The sequence below is a fragment of the Rhodococcus sp. DMU2021 genome (genome assembly GCF_019641445.1).
Lineage (GTDB): Bacteria > Actinomycetota > Actinomycetes > Mycobacteriales > Mycobacteriaceae > Rhodococcus > Rhodococcus pyridinivorans.
In genome coordinates, this window is sequence record NZ_JAIFKB010000001.1 from 265,816 (window position 1) to 283,135 (window position 17,320).

General features: G+C 70.1%; 18 protein-coding genes. 14 read left to right on the forward strand and 4 right to left on the reverse strand.

Going from position 1 to position 17,320, the window contains the following annotated elements; genetic code table 11:
• Positions 1–47 precede the first annotated feature (47 nt).
• Positions 48–1,130 (forward strand): aromatic acid exporter family protein, encoded by a 1,083-nt coding sequence (locus K3M35_RS01245; RefSeq protein ID WP_072740501.1) that lies wholly within the window; start codon positions 48–50, stop codon positions 1,128–1,130.
• On the opposite strand, the gene yaaA is transcribed toward K3M35_RS01245, so the two are convergent.
• Positions 1,123–1,866, reverse strand: coding sequence for a peroxide stress protein YaaA (gene yaaA / locus K3M35_RS01250; protein WP_094980578.1), 744 nt, complete (start codon positions 1,864–1,866; stop codon positions 1,123–1,125). The two genes, K3M35_RS01245 and yaaA, sit on opposite strands and share 8 nt — an antisense overlap.
• Before the next feature lie 53 nt (positions 1,867–1,919).
• On the opposite strand from yaaA, the gene K3M35_RS01255 reads away from it, so the two are divergent.
• A complete protein-coding gene (locus K3M35_RS01255) occupies positions 1,920–3,653 on the forward strand; it encodes a proline--tRNA ligase (RefSeq protein ID WP_220665890.1) in 1,734 nt (577 codons plus the stop codon).
• A gap of 119 nt (positions 3,654–3,772) precedes the next feature.
• Entirely contained in the window at positions 3,773–4,432 is a 660-nt protein-coding gene (locus K3M35_RS01260) for an O-methyltransferase (protein WP_033096518.1), read from the forward strand.
• A 38-nt stretch (positions 4,433–4,470) separates the two neighbouring features.
• Here the strand turns inward: K3M35_RS01260 and K3M35_RS01265 are convergent, their stop codons facing one another.
• Positions 4,471–4,914, reverse strand: coding sequence for a ferritin-like domain-containing protein (locus K3M35_RS01265; protein WP_217579877.1), 444 nt, complete (start codon positions 4,912–4,914; stop codon positions 4,471–4,473).
• Positions 4,911–5,408 (reverse strand): hypothetical protein, encoded by a 498-nt coding sequence (locus K3M35_RS01270; protein WP_006554230.1) that lies wholly within the window; start codon positions 5,406–5,408, stop codon positions 4,911–4,913. Before K3M35_RS01270 ends, K3M35_RS01265 begins: the two co-directional genes overlap by 4 nt.
• Positions 5,409–5,558: 150 nt before the next feature.
• Here K3M35_RS01270 and rimP point away from each other — a divergent pair, with 150 nt between their 5' ends.
• The 11 genes from rimP to truB all read left to right on the forward strand — a co-directional run bounded on the left by rimP (position 5,559) and on the right by truB (position 16,594).
• Positions 5,559–6,158, forward strand: coding sequence for a ribosome maturation factor RimP (rimP, locus tag K3M35_RS01275; protein ID WP_019289143.1), 600 nt, complete (start codon positions 5,559–5,561; stop codon positions 6,156–6,158).
• Positions 6,155–7,183: a transcription termination factor NusA gene (gene nusA / locus K3M35_RS01280; protein ID WP_006554228.1), complete on the forward strand. Its 1,029-nt coding sequence runs from the start codon at positions 6,155–6,157 to the stop codon at positions 7,181–7,183. The genes rimP and nusA overlap by 4 nt, the downstream gene beginning before the upstream one ends.
• A 44-nt stretch (positions 7,184–7,227) precedes the next feature.
• Positions 7,228–7,536: a YlxR family protein gene (locus tag K3M35_RS01285; protein WP_006554227.1), complete on the forward strand. Its 309-nt coding sequence runs from the start codon at positions 7,228–7,230 to the stop codon at positions 7,534–7,536.
• A gap of 204 nt (positions 7,537–7,740) precedes the next feature.
• The gene (gene infB / locus K3M35_RS01290; RefSeq protein WP_024100657.1) at positions 7,741–10,620 is read left to right on the forward strand and encodes a translation initiation factor IF-2; all 2,880 of its coding nucleotides are present in this window, start codon (positions 7,741–7,743) and stop codon (positions 10,618–10,620) included.
• 124 nt (positions 10,621–10,744) lie between these two features.
• Positions 10,745–11,035, forward strand: coding sequence for a DUF503 domain-containing protein (locus K3M35_RS01295; protein WP_006551275.1), 291 nt, complete (start codon positions 10,745–10,747; stop codon positions 11,033–11,035).
• Between the two features lie 53 nt (positions 11,036–11,088).
• Entirely contained in the window at positions 11,089–11,547 is a 459-nt protein-coding gene (gene rbfA / locus K3M35_RS01300; RefSeq protein ID WP_006551274.1) for a 30S ribosome-binding factor RbfA, read from the forward strand.
• Between the two features lie 28 nt (positions 11,548–11,575).
• Positions 11,576–12,583 (forward strand): bifunctional oligoribonuclease/PAP phosphatase NrnA, encoded by a 1,008-nt coding sequence (locus K3M35_RS01305; protein WP_052227384.1) that lies wholly within the window; start codon positions 11,576–11,578, stop codon positions 12,581–12,583.
• Between the two features lie 125 nt (positions 12,584–12,708).
• A complete protein-coding gene (locus tag K3M35_RS01310) occupies positions 12,709–14,025 on the forward strand; it encodes an MATE family efflux transporter (protein WP_220665967.1) in 1,317 nt (438 codons plus the stop codon).
• Positions 14,026–14,028: 3 nt separating this feature from the next.
• Positions 14,029–14,967 (forward strand): metallophosphoesterase, encoded by a 939-nt coding sequence (locus K3M35_RS01315; RefSeq protein ID WP_006551271.1) that lies wholly within the window; start codon positions 14,029–14,031, stop codon positions 14,965–14,967.
• Positions 14,968–15,008: 41 nt separating this feature from the next.
• Entirely contained in the window at positions 15,009–15,671 is a 663-nt protein-coding gene (gene npt, locus K3M35_RS01320; RefSeq protein WP_033096709.1) for a 4'-phosphopantetheinyl transferase Npt, read from the forward strand.
• Entirely contained in the window at positions 15,671–16,594 is a 924-nt protein-coding gene (gene truB / locus K3M35_RS01325; protein ID WP_019289147.1) for a tRNA pseudouridine(55) synthase TruB, read from the forward strand. Before npt ends, truB begins: the two co-directional genes overlap by 1 nt.
• Positions 16,595–16,625: 31 nt before the next feature.
• On the opposite strand, the gene K3M35_RS01330 is transcribed toward truB, so the two are convergent.
• Complete coding sequence (locus K3M35_RS01330) at positions 16,626–17,318, reverse strand: metal-dependent transcriptional regulator (protein ID WP_006551268.1); 693 nt, start codon at positions 17,316–17,318, stop codon at positions 16,626–16,628.
• Between the last annotated feature and the right edge of the window lie 2 nt (positions 17,319–17,320).

Consider the following 17,320-nt stretch of genomic DNA (forward strand, 5'->3'; position numbering starts at 1 on the left):
GAGTTTGCTCACGCCTGCCACGCACGACCCCCGGGTACCCGACACTCATGCAGGTCGGTGTTCTCGAACGGGGCAGATTCGTCGGATCGTGGATGGTCCGCGCGGTGCGCGAGGCCGGACACGAGCGGTACGTTGCCCTCCAGGCGTTCCGGTCCACGCTCGCCGCGGTCGTCGCGTGGCTCGTCGTGACCGAGGTCTTCCACTTCCAGCAGGCCTTCCTCGCGCCCTACGTCGCGGTCTTCCTCGTCGAGGCGACACTCGTGCGCTCGCTCCAGCAGGCGGTGGTGCAGGTCGGGGCGGTGGTTGCGGGTCTGCTGGTCGCGGTCGTGGTGACGCGGCTCGTGGAGTCGACGACCGCTGCGATCGGCATCGCCGTGGCGATCGGCTACTTCGCGGGTCGCTGGCGACGGTTCGGGGCCAGTGGCATCTGGGTGGCGATCACCGCGCTGCTGGTGATCGCGACGGGCGCCTCGGACAGCCCGATCCTGCTCGGTGAACGACTCGCGGAGACGGCGATCGGCGCGGCGATCGGCGTGGCCGTGACGGCGCTGGTCTTCCCGCCGGTGTACTCGGCGGGCAAGGAGGCCCGCGAACTCACCGGTGAGCTGCGCGACCTGCTGCGGGACATGGCGTCCGGATGCCGTGAGGGATCGTCGGGGGTGCGGGACTGGGTGCAGCGCGCGCGGGGCATCGACAGCCTCGTGCAGCGCGCCTTCGAGGAATCACGGTGGGCGCACGAGAGTGCCCGGATGAATCCACGCCCCGCCGCTGCACGGGCCGGGGAATGGGCACGTCGCTGGGACCGGACCCTCGACGACCTCTCGTCGGTGTCCAGCGCTGTCGAGGAACTCGCGCACGCTCTGGACCCCGTACTCGGCGACGACGTCGCCGAAGCCGACCGTCGCCGCCTGCGGACGGGGATCGCAGCGATGCTCGACGCCCTCGCCGAGATGGTCGATGCCGTGGGGGCGGGCCGGGAGGTCGACCCCGACGGGACGTGCCGCAGCAATCTCACCGACCTCGAACGGTTCGCCACCGAATCGGACGACCTGGTCCTGACCGCACGACTCGGCGCCGTCCTGCACACGGCTCGCCGGATCGTCGCGGCGATGGGACTCGAGGTCAGGTGAGCACGACCAACTCGGTCGGCGACTCCACCTCGACCCTCAGTCCCGCCTTCGTCGCGACGCGGGCGAGCGCTCCGATATCGCTCGGCTCCGCGCGGGTGAGGACCAGCGCGCGGGCCAGCAGGCCCTTGTGGTGCTTGTTGAAGTGGCTGACGACCTTGCGGGTGCCGTCGGGCTGCTCGGTGAGCACGGTTGCGGTCACCGCACCCAGCACGGGACCGAGCTGCTGGTAGACCCCGGAGCGGAGATCGACCACGAGGTCGCCGCCGGCTTCGGCCACCAGCGCGTCGGTGAGCTCGTTCCGCCACACGGACTTCACGGTGCCGAAGCAGGGCAGTTTCGACCCTCCGGAGAGGCGGTAGGCGGGTATCGGATCCGCAGCCCGGACCGCGCCGAACAGCGCCGACCCGATGCCCAGGCGTCGATAGGCCTTGTCGCGCTGCGCCTTCGTGAAGGCTCCCGCGTCGAGCGCGTCGTACAGCACGCCGGTGTACCGCTCCAGCGCCGGGCGGGTGGGGGAGACCCACAACTTCGCGTTGCGTTCGATCTCGTCGGCGCCCTTCGTACCCAGCCCGAGTGCGCGGCTCGACTCCTCGGGGTCGGCGGAGAGGTCGACGAGGGCCTGCACGAGCATCTCCCGCGTCTCCGTCAACTGCGGCATCGACAGGTCGGCGAGATCGAGCGGTCCGCCGTCGCCGCCGTCGGACTTGGTTTCGGAAGGGGGGAGAAGCACCAGCACAACCGGTAACCGTACCGACGTCGCGGAAGGTGGCCACGGTAGGCTGCACGGTCGTGATCACCCGCATGTCGCACCTGTTCCTCCGCACCCTCCGAGACGACCCGGCCGACGCCGAGGTCGCGAGCCACAAGCTGCTGGTCCGAGCCGGATACGTGCGACGAATCGCGCCAGGTGTGTACTCGTGGCTGCCTCTGGGGCTGCGGGTGCTGCGGCAGATCGAGCGGGTGGTGCGCGAGGAGATGAACTCCATCGGAGCGCAGGAGATCGCTCTGCCCGCGCTGCTGCCGCGCGAACCCTACGAGGCCACCAACCGGTGGACGGAATACGGCGACAGCCTGTTCCGGCTGAAGGACCGCAAGGGCGGCGACTACCTCCTCGGACCCACCCACGAGGAGCTCTTCGCGCTCACCGTCAAGGGCGAGTACAACTCCTACAAGGACTTCCCGGTCACGCTCTACCAGATCCAGACGAAGTACCGCGACGAGGAGCGCCCCCGCGCCGGCATCCTCCGCGGTCGCGAGTTCGTCATGAAGGACTCCTACAGCTTCGACCTCACCGACGAGGGCCTGACCGACTCGTACAAGGCGCACCGCGACGCCTACGAGCGCATCTTCGCGCGTCTCGGCGTGAAGTACGTGATCGTCTCGGCCACCTCCGGTGCGATGGGTGGCAGCGCCTCCGAGGAGTTCCTGGCCGACTCGCCTGCGGGTGAGGACACCTACGTGCGGTGCCTCCAATCCGGCTACGCGGCGAACGTCGAAGCGGTGAAGACGCTCGCGCCGGAACCGCTGCCGATCGACGGACAGCCCGAGGCGGTCGTGCACGATACCCCCGACACCCCGACGATCGCCTCGCTCGTCGCCGCGGCGTCGGAGGTCCTCGGCCGGGAGGTCACCGCGGCCGAGACGCTCAAGAACGTCATGGTCAAGGTCCGGCAGCCCGGTGGCGGGTGGGAGCTGCTCGGCATCGGCATCCCCGGCGACCGCGAGGTCGACGACAAGCGCCTCGAGGCCTCGCTCGAACCCGCCGAGGTCGAGTTGCTCACCGACGCCGACTTCGAGGCCAATCCCTTCCTCGTCAAGGGCTACATCGGCCCGAAGGCGCTGCTCGCCAACGGTGTCCGCTACCTCGTCGACCCCCGCGTGGTCGACGGCACCAGCTGGATCACCGGCGCCGACGAGCAGGGCAAGCACGTCTTCGGGCTGGTCGCAGGTCGCGACTTCACCCCGGACGGCACGATCGAGGCCGCCGAGGTGCGCGACGGCGATCCGTCGCCCGACGGAGCCGGCCCGCTCCTCTCCGCCCGCGGCATCGAGATCGGCCACGTCTTCCAGCTCGGCCGCAAGTACACCGATGCTTTCGCGGTGGACGTCCTCGGCGAGAACGGCAAGCCCGTCCGCCCCACGATGGGCTCCTACGGCGTCGGCGTGTCACGCCTCGTCGCGGTGGTCGCCGAACAGCAGCACGACGAGAAGGGCCTGCGCTGGCCGTCGGAGATCGCACCGTTCGATGTGCACCTGGTCATCGCCAACAAGGACGAGCAGGCCCGCGAAGGCGCCGAGAACCTCGCCGAGGAACTTTCGAACGCCGGCCTCGAGGTGCTCCTCGACGACCGCAAGGCGTCGCCCGGCGTGAAGTTCAAGGACTCGGAGCTGCTCGGCATGCCGCTCGTCGTCGTGGTCGGCCGCGGCTTCGCCGACGGCAAGGTCGAGGTCCGCGACCGTTTCTCCGGCGAGGCCGACGAACTGCCGATCGGTGAGGTCGTCCAGCGCATCGTCAACCGCTGACGCTCTTATTCGCCGATACAGGCGGAACCCGGTGTCCCTGCGACCTGCCGTCGCGGGGGCACCGGCGTATGTGGCAGAAGTCGCCGTGGTGCGCTGCGCGCCGAACCACAATGAGGTACATGGCCGACAACTGGAGTGCGACCGACAACTACCTCACCGACGTGCTGATCGGCGACGATCCTGCGCTGAGCTCAGCGCTCGAGGCGAACGCCGCAGCGGAACTGCCGCCCATCGACGTGTCCGCGCCGCAGGGCAAGTTCCTGCACCTGCTCGCACGGATCCGGGGTGCCCGCCGGGTCCTGGAGATCGGCACCCTCGGCGGATACTCGACCATCTGGCTCGCCCGGGCCGTCGGGGAGTCCGGCCGGGTGGTCACCCTCGAATACGAGCGCAAGCACGCCGAGGTGGCCCGCGCCAATCTCGACCGCGCCGGCGTCGGTGACCGTGTGGACATCCGAGTCGGCCCCGCCCTGGACTCGCTGCCGGGCCTGGTCGACGAGGATCCCTTCGACCTGGTGTTCATCGACGCCGACAAGGAGAACAACAGCAACTACGTGCGCGCGGCGCTCGGGCTGTCGCGACCCGGCACCGTCATCGTCGTCGACAACGTGGTGCGGGCAGGGGCCATCGTCGATCAGGGCAGCGACGACGAACGGGTCCGCGCGTCGCGGGACGTGCTCGAACTGCTCGCCCGCGAACCGCGCCTCGACGCGACGGCGTTGCAGACCGTCGGATCGAAGGGCTGGGACGGCTTCGCGCTGGCGGTCGTGACCGGGTGACCCGTGCTTCGGAGTCGACCGGATCGAGGCCGACCGGATCAGGGTTGACCGGGGAAGGCCACCGACGGCACGACTCCGCGGCTCTGCCGCCACCGCGCCGCCCGCAGGGCCGCCTCGGTGAGTGCGTCCACGGCCGTGGCCCGGGTGGCCTCGCTGCGTGCCCGTTCGATGACGGACCGCCACGCGACCGCGGTGTCGCTCTCTATCTGTTCGGCGAGCTGCGCGGCGGACGCGGCGTCGATCACCGGGAACGGCACGGTGTAACCGGGTGCCGCGACCGGCGGCTCGACGCTCGCGGCGCGCAACGCCTCGATCGTTGCATCACGGCGTGCGCGGTGCGCTGCGGTGTCCTCCGCCACGGCGTTCGCGCGGGCGGGATCCGCGAAGGCCGCGACCACGCCGTATCCGAAGACCGCCGCGTGTTCGGCCTCGAGGGCGTCGACGAGAGCCTGCTGTTCGGAACCGAGTTCGGGTGAGCTCACGGCAACATCACCGCCGTCTGCACGGCGCAGGACGCGCTGATCGAGGCGAGCAGACCCGCGCGGTAACCCGAGAGCGTGCGTGCGAGGTCGGCGGCTTCGCGCTGCGACCGGTTCAACCGCTCACGGAGCGCCTCTACGGTCGGCAGCTCACCGGTGGGAGTGGTCACGGTGGTCGACGGGGGAGTGAAACTCGTGGTGGCGCCCTCCATCCGGGCGATCTCGGCCTCGAGCGCGTCGGCGTGGGAGGTCCGCTCGGCCGCGATCGTGGTGAGCGGCGCGGACAGCTCCGGCGCCCGCGCGACCAGCGCGGTCGCGATCGCGGCGTCGGTGCGGGCGCGGGTCGCCTGACCCGCCAGCGGATCCGGTTCGGCGGCATCCTCGTCGGAGGCGCCGCACGCGGTGATCGTCGTGATTCCGAATCCACCGACGGCGACCGACGACCATCGCAGGAGGGTTCGTCGGGAGACGGTGGGACGGTCGAGTGGCATCGGCACCGGACCATCCTGCCAGTCGCGTCGTCCGACGAAGGACGCCGCCCTGGTCACAGCAGCAGGAGACGCGGGTTAGGCTTGATGTCTGCCGGTACGCATCCGTTCCGGCCCGCTGTCCGCTGCGACCACAACTGAACGAGGAGCCCGCCCGCCATGCCTGTGCCGCCCCCGGAGAGGATCGTCGAGCTCGTCTCCGATCTGCTCGCCAGAGAGGGATACGACCTCGAGGACGTGGTGGTCACGGCCGCCGGAAAGCACAGTACGGTGCGCCTCCTCGTCGACAGCGACGCAGGTCTCGGTCTCGACGAGGCGGCCCGCCTGAGCAGGATCGTCTCCGAGGCCTTCGACGGAGTCTCGGACTTCGGCGAGTCGCCCTACGTCCTGGAGGTCACCAGCCCCGGGATCGGCCGGCCCCTGACCGAGCCCCGCCACTGGCGGCGCGCTCAGGGTCGCAAGACGAAGGTGGAACTGGCCGACGAGACCCTCGTCGCACGCATCGGCGAGCTCGTCGGCGACGAGATCAGGCTCGTCCTGCCCGATCGGTCCGGGCCGGTCGTGCGTTCGGTCCCGCTCTCGGCGGTGCGCAGAGCGGTGGTGGAGGTGGAGTTCTCCCCGCCGCCACCGAGGGAACTCGAGCTCGCGGGCGGGGTTCCGGACGGCCGGGTCGCGGCCGGGGAGCTGGCCGAAGGGCCCGAGGACGACACGGGCAGCGACGACCACGACGAGACGAACGAAACGAAGGTGGACAAGTGAATATCGAGATCGCCGCCCTGCGCATGCTCGAGGCGGAGAAGAACATCCCGTTCGACGAGCTGATCGCGACGCTCGAGACGGCCCTGCTCACGGCGTACAGGCACGTCGACGGACACCAGCCGCACGCGCGGGTCGTGGTCGACACGAAGACCGGCGCCATCCAGGTCCTCGCCGAGGAGCGCGACGCCGACGGCAACCTGATCGCCGAGTGGGACGACACTCCCGAGGACTTCGGCCGGATCGCGGCGACCACCGCGCGTCAGGTCATCATGCAGCGCATCCGCGACGCCGAGCACGAACAGCGCTTCGGTGAGTTCGCGACCCACGAGGGTGAGATCGTCAGCGGCGTCGTGCAGCGCGACTCGCGTGCCAACGCCCGCGGCATGGTCGTCGTGAAGATCGGCGGCGAGACGAACAACGCCGAGGGACTGATCCCGCCGGCCGAGCAGGTGCCGGGGGAGTCCTACGAGCACGGCGACCGCATCAAGTGCTACGTCGTGGGCGTCTCCCGCGGACAGCGCGGCCCGCAGATCACCCTGTCGCGGACGCATCCCAATCTGGTGCGCAAGTTGTTCGCCCTCGAGGTCCCGGAGATCGCCGACGAGTCGGTGGAGATCGTCGCCGTCGCCCGCGAGGCCGGGCACCGCTCGAAGATCGCCGTGCACTCGACCGTCCCCGGCCTCAACGCCAAGGGTGCGTGCATCGGCCCGATGGGGCAGCGGGTGCGCAACGTGATGCGCGAACTCGGCGAGGAGAAGATCGACATCATCGACTACGACGAGGACCCCGCGAAGTTCGTGGGCAACGCACTGTCGCCGTCGAAGGTGGTGTCGGTCACGGTCGTCGACCCCGACGCGCGCGCCGCCCGGGTGGTCGTTCCCGACTTCCAGTTGTCCCTCGCGATCGGCAAGGAAGGGCAGAACGCCCGGCTCGCGGCCCGGCTGACCGGCTGGCGGATCGACATCCGCAGCGACGCGGCACCGGCCGGGAACGACGATTCGCGCGGCGGCTCGACAGGCGCGTAGGAGTGGGATGCGGGATTCCGGGCAAATCAGCGGTACAGTGGTCGATGGTTCAGCATGACCTGTCCTCGACCGGCGGGGAACGCGCCACTACGGTGCGGACCTGTGTCGGATGTCGGCAGCGAACGCTGGCTGCCGAACTGCTCCGGGTGGTGGCGCGCGAGAAGGAACCGTCAGGTTTCGCCGTGATTCCCGATCCCCGACGCAGACTTCCCGGGCGAGGTGCTTGGTTGCATCCCAACCCGGAATGTCTGGGCCTGGCGGTTCGGCGTCGAGCATTCGGCAGGGCACTGCGCGTGACCGGGTATCCGGACACCACAGCGCTGGATCAGCTGGTCGGGTCCACGGCACAGTGATCACGGACGCATCGAGTCGGCCTCGGCCGGGTACGACGATCGTGGGAACGACGACGAGGAACACCAACAGTGACATCGCACTCTGAGAAGAACAGGCACGAACACTCATGAGCACACCGTGAAGCACCAGCGATGAACGTCCATCGGAGATAACCCGAGGTCGTGCGGGCAGTCGGCCGCTCGACCTCATCAGTGAGGAGAGCAGTGGCAGGCAAGGCCCGCGTGCACGAGTTGGCGAAAGAACTCGGTGTCACCAGCAAGGAACTACTCGCACGCCTGAAGGAACAGGGCGAGTTCGTCAAGTCCGCGTCGTCGACCGTCGAACCGCCGGTCGCGCGTCGACTGCGCGAATCGTTCGGTAAGACCGAAGGCGATGCAGCCGCGAAGGCTGCACCCAACCCCGCACCGAAGCCCGGTGCCCCCCGGCCGGGTCCCCGGCCCACCCCTGCGAGCCCGGCCCCCGCGGCCGAGACCGCGCGTCCGAAGCCCGGCGCACCGAAGCCGGCTGCTCCCAAGCCCGCTCCGGCACCGGAGGAGCCCGCGGCTCCCGCGCCGCAGGCCCCCGCTGCCCAGGCGGCACCGCAGTCCCCGGCTGCTCAGGCTCCCAGCGCGACGCCGCAGGCTCCCGCGGCCAAGCCCGGCCCCAAGCCGGCCGGTCCGCGTCCGGGTCCGAAGACCCCGCGCGTCGGTAACAACCCGTACTCCTCGGCTCCGGCCGAGCGTCCCGCTCCGCGTCCGGGTGCCCCGCGCCCCGGCCCGGGCGGACCGCGTCCTACCCCCGGACAGGGCGGCCCCCGCCCCACGCCCGGACAGGGACGTCCCGCAGCAGGCCCCGGTGGCCCGCGTCCCGGACCCGGCCAGGCCGGTCCGCGTCCGGCTCCCGGACAGGGCGGTCCCCGCCCCGCGCCCGGACAGGGCGGTCCCCGTCCGTCCCCGGGTTCGATGCCCCCGCGTCCCAACCCGGGTGCGATGCCGCAGCGTGCTGCGCGTCCGGCCGCATCCGGTCGTCCGGGTCGTCCGGGCGGAGCTCCCGGTGGACGTCCCGGTGGCGGTGGCGGCGGCTACCGCGGTGGCGGTGCCGGTGGCGGCGCACCTGCAGGTGCAGGTGCTCCCGGTGGTTTCCGCGGTCGCCCCGGTGGCGGTGGCGGTGGACGCGGTCGCGGCGGTGCAGCCGGCGCGTTCGGTCGTCCCGGTGGCGCTCCGCGTCGTGGTCGTAAGTCGAAGCGGCAGAAGCGGCAGGAATACGATTCGATGCAGGCGCCGTCGGTCGGCGGCGTGCGGTTGCCGCGTGGCAACGGCGAGACCATCCGTCTCGCTCGCGGCGCATCGCTGTCCGACTTCGCCGAGAAGATCGACGCGAACCCGTCGGCCCTGGTGCAGGCGCTGTTCAACCTCGGTGAGATGGTCACGGCCACTCAGTCGGTGAACGACGACATCCTCGAGCTGCTCGGCTCGGAGATGAACTACGTCGTGCAGGTCGTCTCGCCCGAGGATGAGGACCGCGAGCTGCTCGAGTCGTTCGACATCCAGTACGGCGAGGACGAGGGCGGCGAGGAAGACCTCCAGCAGCGTCCGCCGGTGGTCACCGTCATGGGTCACGTCGACCACGGCAAGACCCGCCTGCTCGACACGATCCGGAAGGAGAACGTCGGCGAGGGTGAGGCCGGTGGCATCACCCAGCACATCGGTGCCTACCAGGTGATGACGCACCTCAACGGTGAAGATCGCCTGATCACCTTCATCGACACCCCGGGTCACGAGGCGTTCACCGCGATGCGTGCCCGCGGCGCGAAGGCGACGGACATCGCGATCCTCGTGGTCGCAGCCGACGACGGCGTCATGCCGCAGACGGTGGAGGCGATCAACCACGCACAGGCCGCCGATGTCCCGATCGTGGTCGCGGTGAACAAGATCGACAAGGAGGGTGCGAACCCTCAGAAGATCCGTCAGCAGCTCACCGAGTACGGGCTGGTGGCGGAGGAGTACGGCGGCGACACCATGTTCGTCGACATCTCCGCGAAGCAGAACCTCAACATCGACCAGCTGCTCGAAGCGGTGCTGCTCACCGCCGACGCAGCGCTCGATCTGCGGGCCAACCCGGACATGGAGGCGCAGGGCGTCGCCATCGAGGCGCACCTCGACCGCGGTCGCGGTCCGGTGGCCACGGTGCTCATCCAGCGCGGCACTCTGCGGGTCGGCGACTCGATCGTCGCCGGCGACGCCTACGGCCGCGTGCGCCGCATGGTCGACGAACACGGCGAGGACGTGCTCGAGGCACTGCCTTCGCGTCCGGTCCAGGTCGTCGGCTTCACGTCGGTGCCCGGCGCCGGGGACAACCTCGTCGTCGTCGAAGAGGACCGCATCGCGCGTCAGATCGCCGACCGGCGTAATGCCCGCAAGCGCAACGCGCTCGCAGCACGTAGCCGTAAGCGCATCAGCCTCGAGGATCTCGATGCCGCTCTCAAGGAGCACAACGAGCTCAACCTCATCCTCAAGGGCGACAACTCGGGTACCGTCGAGGCCCTCGAAGAGGCGCTCATGGGTATCGAGATCGACGACGAGGTGCGCCTGCGGGTCATCGACCGCGGTGTCGGTGGCGTCACCGAGACCAACGTCAACCTCGCTGCCGCGTCGAACGCCGTGATCATCGGCTTCAACGTCCGCGCCGAGGGCAAGGCCACCGAGCTCGCGAACCGCGAGGGTGTCGACATCCGCTACTACTCGGTCATCTACCAGGCGATCGACGAGGTGGAGAAGGCCCTCAAGGGCATGCTCAAGCCGATCTACGAGGAGGTCGAGCTCGGCCGCGCCGAGATCCGCGCGATCTTCAAGTCGTCGAAGGTCGGCAACATCGCGGGTTGCCTCGTGCAGTCCGGCATCGTCAAGCGCAACGCGAAGGCCCGCCTCATCCGCGACAGCAACGTCGTGGCCGAGACGGTCACCATCTCGTCGCTGCGCCGCGAGAAGGACGACGTCACCGAGGTCCGCGAGGGCTTCGAGTGCGGTTTGACGATCACCTACTCCGACATCAAGGTCGGCGACGTGATCGAGGCGTACGAGTTGCGCGAGAAGCCGCGCGACTGATCCACCCGCACCCGTGGCGGTGAACGATTCGTCGTTCGCCGCCACGGGTGTGTCGGGACGCCCGACCCGGCCGGCACGGAGCCGACCGGACGGCCGACCGGAGTGTCCTCGAGGAGAGAAGCGAATGTATCTGGGAGCACTCGAACTCGACCTGCTGCTCGGCGACGTGCATTCGCTCAAGCAGAAGAGATCGGCGATCCGTCCGGTGGTCGCAGAACTGCGCCGGCTCGGGGTGTCCGCCGCCGAAACCGGGGAACACGATCTGTACCGCCGGGCGCAGGTGGGTGTGGCGGTCGTCGCCCCCGACCTCGCGCACGTCGGAGAGATACTGGACAAGTGTGAGCGGCTGGTCGCCCAGCGGCCCGAACTCGACCTGCTGTCGGTCAGACGCAGGCTGTACGGGCCCGAGGACTGATCCCGGCCGCACGACAGGCCGCCTGCCGGCGGCTACAGAAGGGAACGAACGACATGGCCGATCCAGCACGGGCTCGCCGACTCGCGAAGCGCATTGCCACCATCGTGGCCACCGCCATCGACCTCGAGATCAAGGATCCGCGCCTCGAGTTCGTGACGATCACCGACGCGAAGGTCACCGCGGATCTGCACGACGCCACCGTCTACTACACGGTCCGGGGCGCGGATCTGAACACCGAACCCGATCACGAGGCCGCTGCTGCCGGCCTCGAGAAGGCCAAGGGCGTGCTCCGCTCGAAGGTCGGCGCCGGCACCGGTGTGCGGTTCACCCCGACGCTGACGTTCGTCACCGACACCGTGCCCGACACGGCACGGCACATGGAGGAACTCCTCGCGCGCGCTCGCGCGGCCGACGACGAGGTCGCACGCGCCCGTGAGGGCGCCGTTCCGGCCGGCGATGCCGATCCCTACAAGGAATCCCGTGAGCGCGACGCCGGTGACGACGACGAATAACGCACCGGTGCCCGACCCGACTCCTCCGGTGGTCCCGTCGCACCGGGACGATGCCGGCGTCCCGTCCGGCCCGGCAGGATCCGTCGACCTGCACGGTGCCGCCGCACTGCTCGACGCGGCGGCCACCGTGACGGTGCTGTGCCACATCAACCCCGACGCCGACACCCTCGGCAGCGGGCTGGCCCTCGGGCTGGCGCTCGAGCGACGCGGTGTCACCGTGCAGGTCGCGTTCGGTTCGCCCGCGAACATGCCGGACTCGATGCGGTCGCTGCCGGGCGCACACCTGGTCACGCCGGTCGCGGAGGTACGCCGTGAGGCCGATCTCGTGGTGACCGTCGACTGCGGTACCGCGGGCCGTCTCGGTGTCCTGCGCGACCGTCTGAAGACCGCCCCGAACGTCCTGGTGATCGACCACCACCTGTCCAACACGCGGTTCGGCACCCACAACCTCGTCGACCCGGAGTCCGAGGCCACCGCGATGGTGCTCGCCGACCTCTTCGACGTGTGGGGTGTCGAGATCGACGCCGCACTCGCGCACTGCCTGTACGCGGGACTGGTGACCGACACCGGATCGTTCCGCTGGGGTCGCCCGCAGGCCCACGGACTTGCCGAGCGCCTGCTCGCCACCGGTATCGACGGCACGTCGATCACGCGGGCCCTGCTCGACACCCATCCCTTCGGGTGGTTGCCGATGCTGTCGTCGGTGCTGGCCACCGCCACACTCGAACGCGACGCTGCTCAGGGCAGGGGACTGGTCTACGCCTTCGTCCGGCGCGCCGACTCCGCGCATCTCGGTCCGGAGGAGGTCGAGAGCGTCATCGACATCGTGCGCACCACCGCCGAGGCCGAGGTCGCCGCGGTGTTCAAGGAGGTCGCTCCCGAGGAGTGGACCGTCTCGCTGCGCGCGAAGACCTCGGTGGACGTGTCCGCCGTCGCCACCGCACTCGGCGGCGGAGGACACCGCCTGGCGGCGGGATACACCGCCCACGGCGACACCGATCGGATCGTCGCCGCCCTACGCGGCGTGCTCGGTTGACTGCGTCCGGCGGGTCGCCCGCCTCTGAGACGCCCGGCGGCTCACGCGCCTCTGAGACGCCCGGCGGCTTACGCGCCTCTGAGACGCCCGGCGGCTCACACGCTTCCGACGTCACCGGACGGCGGATCCTCGGGCTCGTCCTTCCCGCCCTCGGGGTGCTCGCGGCCGAACCGCTCTACCTGCTGTTCGACATCGCCGTCGTCGGCCGGCTGGGGGCGCTGCCCCTGGCCGGTCTCGCGATCGGCGGGTTGATCCTCGCGCAGGTGAGCACCCAGCTCACCTTCCTGTCGTACGGCACCACCGCGCGCGCGGCGCGTTTCCACGGTGCGGACCGGCACGACGACGCTGTCGGCGAGGGCGTGCAGGCGACCTGGCTCGCGATGATCGTCGGACTTGCGATCCTGCTCGTCGGCCAGGCGCTGGCCGGCCCCGTCGCGCGGCTGCTCGCCGGCGATGCCGAGATCGCCGACGCCGCCGTCTCGTGGCTGCGCGTCGCGCTGTTCGGGGCTCCCCCGATCCTCGTCGGCCTGGCCGGGAACGGTTGGATGCGCGGCGTCCAGGACACGATGCGGCCGCTGCGATTCGTCATCGCCGGCCTCGGCCTGTCGGCGGTGCTGTGCCCGGTACTGGTCCACGGACTGCTGGGCGCTCCCCGGTGGGAACTCGTCGGTTCCGCCATCGCCAACGTGATCGGGCAGTCCGTGACGGCCGTCCTGTTCGTCGTGGCGCTGCTGCGGTCCGGGGTTCCGCTGCGACCGCGACCCGCCGTGATCGGGGCACAGTTGCGGCTCGGACGTGACCTGATCGCGCGCAGCCTCGCATTCCAGGCCTGCTTCCTGTCCGCGGCGGCGGTGGCGTCGCGCTTCGGTGCGGCCGCGGTGGCCGGTCATCAGGTCGTGCTGCAACTGTGGACCTTCGTGACCCTCACCCTGGACTCGCTGGCGATCGCCGCGCAGGCCCTCGTCGGCGCCGCGCTCGGTGCGGCCGACCGCCGGGGCGCGACTCGCCTGGCGTGGCGGTTGTCGGCGTGGTCGGTGGTCTTCGCCGTCGTCCTCGCGGCGGTCTTCGTGGCGGGGAAGGATGTGATTCCTGATCTGTTCACCACCGATACCGAGGTGCTCGACCAGATCGGCGTCGCGTGGTGGTTCTTCGTCGCGATCATGCCGTTCGCGGGAATCGTCTTCGCACTCGACGGTGTTCTCCTCGGTGCGGGGGACGCCGCCTTCCTGCGCACCGCGACGCTGGCCTCGGCGCTGTTCGGCTTCCTGCCGTTGATCTGGTTGTCGCTCGCGTACGACTGGGGTCTGGCGGGTATCTGGACGGGGCTTACGGTGTTCATCGTGTTCCGGATGATCGCCGTCGTGTGGCGCACGCTCTCGGGACGATGGGCGGTGACGGGCGCGGACCGGCAGGTGTGCATCCAGGACGAGTCGGGAGGTTAGTGCGTGGCAGCGAAGCTGTGGGCGATCAGCGACATCCATGTGGGCCATCGGGGCAACCGGCCGGTCACCGAGGACCTGTATCCGGAGTCGCCCGACGACTGGTTGATCGTCGCGGGCGACGTGTCGGAGAAGACCGACGACATCCGGTGGGCGCTGTCGCTGCTCCGCAGCCGGTTCGCGAAGGTGATCTGGGTGCCCGGCAACCACGAACTGTGGACGACCGCCAAGGACCCGGTGCAGATGTTCGGGGTCGCGCGCTACGACTATCTCGTCACTATGTGCCGCGAACTCGACGTGCTCACCCCTGAGGATCCGTATCCGATCTGGGAGGGCGAGGACGGGCCGGTGGTGCTCGTGCCGATGTTCCTGCTCTACGACTACTCGTTCCTGCCGGAGGGCACCACGACGAAGGCGGACGGGCTCGCGCTGGCGCGCGAACGCAACGTCGTCGCGACCGACGAGTTCCTGCTGAAGCCGGATCCGTACATCACGCGCGACACCTGGTGCCGGGTACGCGTGGATCAGACCCGCGCCCGTCTCGACGCGCTCGACCCCGCCCTGCCCACCGTGCTGATCAACCACTTCCCGCTGGTGCGCGAACCCACGCGGATGCTGTTCTACCCCGAGTTCGCCCTGTGGTGCGGTACCACCGAGACGGCCGACTGGCACCTGCGCTACCGGGCGCTGTGCAGCGTGTACGGCCACCTGCATATCCCGCGGACCACCTACTACGACGGGGTGCGCTTCGAGGAGGTCTCGGTCGGCTACCCGCGCGAATGGCAGCGACGCGGCATGCCGGAGCAGCCCCTGCGGCAGATCCTCCCCGTCCCGGAGTATCCGCCGGGCAGCCTGAACAAGTGGGGCGGTCATTTCACCGTGACCCCCGAGATGGAAGCCGAGGCCGAGAAGATGCGGGCTCAACGAGAGAAGGAGTTGCGGTGACCGAACCGGACACCGGGCAGAAGACGGACACGCGCGGCGCGCTGATCGGGCGCATCGTGCCGGACGGCGTCGCTGCAGCCGAGTTGTTCGAGGACCCACCGGGACTGCGGCCGCATCCCCAGGAGGAGCCGCTCGTGGCGCGGGCCGTGGAGAAGCGGCGCCGCGAGTTCGCCGGTGCCCGTCATTGCGCCCGCCAGGCCATGCGCACCCTCGGCGTCGACCCCGCGCCGGTACTGCGCGGAGAGATGGGCGATCCCGTCTGGCCTCGCGGCGTCGTCGGCAGCCTCACCCACTGCGACGGCTATCGCGGTGCCGTGCTGGGCTATTCGCTGCAGATCCGATCGCTCGGCATCGACGCCGAACCGCACGACGTGCTCCCCGACGGGGTGCTGCCCGCGGTGAGCCTCGAACCCGAACGCGAGTGGCTCGCCTCGGCCGGCGACGACCTGCACTGGGACCGTCTGCTGTTCTGCGCCAAGGAGGCCACCTACAAGGCGTGGTTCCCGCTGACGAAGAGGTGGCTGGGCTTCGAGGACGCCCACATCACCTTCGAGCGCGACACCACCTCGGACGTGGTCACCGGCACCTTCCACTCGCGACTGCTCGTCCCCGGCGACACCCTCGACGGGCAGCCGCTGACGGGCTTCGACGGACGGTGGCTCATCGCCGACGGTCTCGTCCTCACCGCGATCACGGTGCGCTGATGAACGACGCCGCACCCCCGCAGGAACATCCGGCACTCGCCCGCGCAGGCCTGCTCGTCGTCGACAAGCCGGCCGGCATGACGAGCCACGACGTGGTGGCGCGCTGCCGCCGACTGCTCGGCACCCGCAAGGTCGGGCACGCGGGCACTCTCGACCCCATGGCGACGGGCGTGCTCGTCCTCGGCGTCGAGCGCGCCACCAAGCTGCTCGGGCTGCTCGCACTGACGACCAAGTCGTACACCGCGACGATCCGTCTCGGGCAGAGCACCGTCACGGACGACGCGGAAGGCGAGACCGTCGCGACCACCGATGCGACGCACGTGACCGACGAGCAGATCGGCGAGGGCGTGGCCGCGCTGACAGGCGACATCCAGCAGGTGCCCGCCAGCGTCAGCGCCATCAAGATCGACGGCAAGCGCGCCTACGCCCGCATGCGCGAGGGGGAGGCGGTCGAGTTGAAGGCCCGGCCGGTCACGGTCTCGCGGTTCGACGTCCTCGCCCGCCGCGATGTGCCCGGGAGCGGCTTCGTGGACGTCGACGTCGACGTGGACTGCTCGTCCGGCACCTACATTCGGGCGCTCGCACGCGATCTCGGCGCGGCCCTCGGAGTGGGCGGTCATCTCACGGCGCTGCGTCGCACGAAGGTCGGCCCGTTCGGCCTCGAACATGCCCGCACGCTCGAACAGCTCGCCGACGACCCGACGCCGAGCCTCGACATCGACGCGGCCGTGCGCACGGCCTTCGAGTGCCGCACCATCAGCGACGAGGAGGTGGGGCTGCTCGCGAACGGGCGCTGGCTAGAGCCCGTCGGGATCCACGGCGTCTACGGCGCCGTGGATGCGCAGGGTCGGGCTGCAGCGCTGCTGCAGGAGAAGGGCAAGCGGGCTGCGGCGGTGTTCGTGGTGCGCCCCTCCAACATGTGAGCGGGCTCGGACGGGCCGGATCGCAGCCGGCTCAGACGAGCCAGATCGCTTCCGCCGCCGGGTGACCGAGATCGATCGTGCGGCCCTCGGTCCGGCCCAACCGGACCGAGATGGTTCCGGCGAAGTCGCGACGTTCGAGCACGGTGATGTCGGTGTCGAGGGCGATCCCGACCTCGTCGAAGTAGCGCAGCATCGCGGGGTCGGAGTCGGAGATGCGGGCCACGCGGCCGTGGTCGCCGTCGTTGAACTCGCTCAGGGCGCGGGCGGGTGGTGACGGGATCGTGCCGTCGGGCGCCGGGATCGGGTCGCCGTGCGGGTCGCGTTCGGGATGACCGAGTTTGGTGTCGATCGCTGCGACCATCCGTTCGGAGACGGCGTGCTCGAGGATCTCGGCCTCGTCGTGCACTTCGTCCCACCCGTAGCCGAGCTCGCGGACCAGGAAGGTCTCGATGAGGCGGTGGCGCCGGACCATCGCCACGGCGGCCTGCCGGCCCTCGTCGGTGAGGGAGATCGCGCCGTAGCGCTCGTGGTCGACGAGTCCCTGGTCCGCGAGGCGGCGTACCGCTTCGGACACCGTGGACGCCGACACGCCCAGCTTCTCGGCGAGCAGCTTGGTGGAGATCTTCTCCCCGGACCACTCCTGGACCGTCCACATGATCTTGAGATAGTCCTGTGCGACCGAGGACAGCAGCTCGGTCGCGGTGGTCTCGTTACTCTCAGGCACGC